Annotated in this window: 2 protein-coding genes; both read right to left on the reverse strand. The window is 37.2% G+C overall.

What is annotated here, in order from left to right; genetic code table 11:
• Nucleotides 1-65: 65 nt before the first annotated feature.
• Nucleotides 66-785 (reverse strand): IS21-like element helper ATPase IstB, encoded by a 720-nt coding sequence (istB, locus tag JCM9140_RS21780; protein WP_003320558.1) that lies wholly within the window; start codon nucleotides 783-785, stop codon nucleotides 66-68.
• Nucleotides 782-2,281: an IS21 family transposase gene (gene istA / locus JCM9140_RS21785; protein ID WP_012961019.1), complete on the reverse strand. Its 1,500-nt coding sequence runs from the start codon at nucleotides 2,279-2,281 to the stop codon at nucleotides 782-784. The genes istB and istA overlap by 4 nt, the downstream gene beginning before the upstream one ends.
• Nucleotides 2,282-2,433: the final 152 nt, after the last annotated feature.

Raw genomic sequence — 2,433 nt, forward strand, 5'->3', positions numbered from 1 at the left:
TGTATTTGGCAATTAAAAAATGTACCAAATGGCAATTAAATATGCATGCCACTTGTCACTTCAAATTATTGATGCAATAAAGACTCTTTATAACGAAAACTATCTCCTTTAAAAACAAGTAAATGAGAATGGTGAATCAGGCGGTCAATGACAGCTTCTGTTAGAATCGGGTCGCCAAAAACATGATTCCATTGACCGAATTGAAGATTGGTTGTAATCACTATACTTCGGTTTTCATAACACATAGAAATCACTTGAAATAAAAGCTCTGCTCCTTCTTTGTTTAACGGAATATAGCCGAGCTCATCAAGTATTAAAAGGTCTAGCTTTTCGATTTGTTTCATCAGCTTTGGTAGAGTGTTTTTCTGGTTTGCTTCAATTAGTTTATTAACCAAGCCTGCCACTGTATAGAACTTTACCTGGCTGCCAAATCTATGTATGGCATTTAAGGATAGTAATGTTGCCAAATAAGTCTTTCCTGTACCGACACCACCGTATAAAATAAGGTTTTCCCTCTCCTTAATAAAGTCACCATTAATGACAGCTGTACGTTCAATTCCTTGTGGAATTTGTATATGTTCCCATTGGAAAGGAGTAGAACCTGTCTTCGGTAGCTGAGCTTGACTTAGTAATAAATTAACTTTTCTTTCTTCCCGATTTTGGACTTCCTTTTCAAAAAGCTTTAATAGGTACTCTTCATTTGTTTCTGCTTCTATTTGATTAAAATTCTCTCTAATCCAACTTAACTTTAGTCGCTTTGCGTAGGCTTGTATTTGCTCGTTCATTCACTCGTACCCCCTTGAAAAAAAGCATCGTAATGAGAAAGCCCACGAGTTGCGCTAGGTACTGTTGGAACATTAAGACGAGGAGTAATCGCCTCATAAGATGTACCTTGATTTAGTAGAGAATAGAAACAATGCTTGATTTGATCCGCACTAGGATGACCATGTGAAGAAGCTAACTCTAATGCCTCATTCAATAAAGTAAAATCATCATTTTTTAAGAGCGTAGCTAAAAGACGTAAAACTTCTTTCTGCTCTTCTTCTGTACAATCTCTTAAAAAGTTGGACCATTCAAGGGGAAATTGGTCATATAAACTAGAATATTTAATTGCCTTTGGACGTTTTGATAGTAAGTGTAAATATGGTTGCCAGTTCATCGACCTTCTTTTTACTCCATATAAACGAGAATGCTTTACAATAACCTGACGTTCTTCGTTCAATACAATAATAGAGTTATAGGTTACACAAATATTTATGCGCTGCTTGGCAAATCTAGGCGACGTTGAATATTCCTTGTTATCGATGTTTATAATCCCGTATTTATCTGCCTTCACTTCCTGATAACGCACACATTCAAACTTCTTCTCAGGAAGGATAAGCCATTCCTTTTTGTCTTCCTTATATAACTCTGATTGAAGCGTTTCTTTTAAGTAGTGTGGACGATTTCGGTCTTCCTCTGCGCATTGCCAAAGTGTTTCATTAAATTGGTCGAGATCCACTATGGTGCACTCGGGTAAGAAGAAGTTATTTCGAACATATTTCACCATTGCTTCAACGTGTCCTTTTTCATTCCCCTTCCCAGGATTACAAAATTCGTAACTGAACCCATAGTGTAAGACAAAACGTTCAAATGTATCAGTGAGTTCACGTTCACCCTTACCTTTTATCTTTTTCACGGCGGGGGATAAGTTATCGAATCGTATCGTTGTCGGCACACCACCCATATAGTGAAACATACGTTGTAGACCCTCTAGTAAACACTCAGTGTTTTCCGAAGGAAATACCTGAAACAGGAATGAATTACTGTACGGAAATGACATCACTAAATACGGTAGGTCTATTATCTCTGATTCATATAAGAAGGGTGCTGTACCAAAATCAACTTGTGCTGTTCCTGGTATGGATTCAAGAGGTAATGAAGCTCCTTCTATATATTCTTTTAGCTCTTTCTTCCTTCTTGAAACATAGTCACGAACTGTACGTGCAGAACCTTCGAAGCTATGAAACTTAACTAACTGCTCGTACATTCTTTTGGCAGTTCTATGATTCTTCTTTTTCTTTTTTAAGTCTTCTCGAATCCACTTATCTAAAATAGGCTTCACTGGATCCATCACTCTAGAGCTTCTTTTCTGTGGTTTTTTTACTGGAAACTCTTCTTGATTCGCATACTTAGAAACTGTACGAGGATCCAGTTCCATCTTTCTTGCCACACTGGAATAAGTTCCACCTTTTTGATTCACTTCATGTCTGATATAATCAATTTGTGCCACTGCTAACATCTCCTAATAGCCTCCTGTTAAACGTTGTTGGTCCAACGAGGAGTTTAAAGTTATTATGAGAAGTTGACAAGTGGCTTTTTTAATTTGTGTAGGGCTCCGGGCCCTACACAAATTAACTGCCATTCCCTACATATTTAGTTTGCCATAAACAA

This window comes from Halalkalibacter wakoensis JCM 9140 (assembly GCF_000513095.1).
Lineage (GTDB): Bacteria > Bacillota > Bacilli > Bacillales > Bacillaceae_D > Halalkalibacter > Halalkalibacter wakoensis.